Raw genomic sequence first — 254 nt, 5'->3', positions numbered from 1 at the left:
CGCCAGGAAAACCATTAACGACTGGAGGCAGGATTATAACGAGTGTCGTCCACATTCGGCACTGAATTATCTGACGCCATCAGAGTTTGCAGCACGGTGGCGAAATGGAAAATGTGAAGGTAAACAATGACCCTGACCCAAAATCCTGCTCCATTCAGAAACAGAATTCCGGCATGATAAACACTCCCCTGAACGGAGGTGGTGCCGATGAAAAAGTCACGATTCACCGAAGAGCAGATTGTTTTTGCCCTTAA

Annotated in this window: 1 protein-coding gene; it reads left to right on the top strand. The window is 47.2% G+C overall.

The window, feature by feature from the left end; translation table 11 throughout:
- Positions 1-130, top strand: a 130-nt coding sequence (locus J1781_RS00020; protein ID WP_217232980.1) for an integrase core domain-containing protein, incomplete at its 5' end; no start/stop codon positions are given.
- Between the last annotated feature and the right edge of the window lie 124 nt (positions 131-254).

The organism is Rahnella perminowiae (genome assembly GCF_019049695.1).
Taxonomy (GTDB): domain Bacteria; phylum Pseudomonadota; class Gammaproteobacteria; order Enterobacterales; family Enterobacteriaceae; genus Rahnella; species Rahnella perminowiae.
This window is presented reverse-complemented; position numbering and strand designations above follow the sequence as displayed.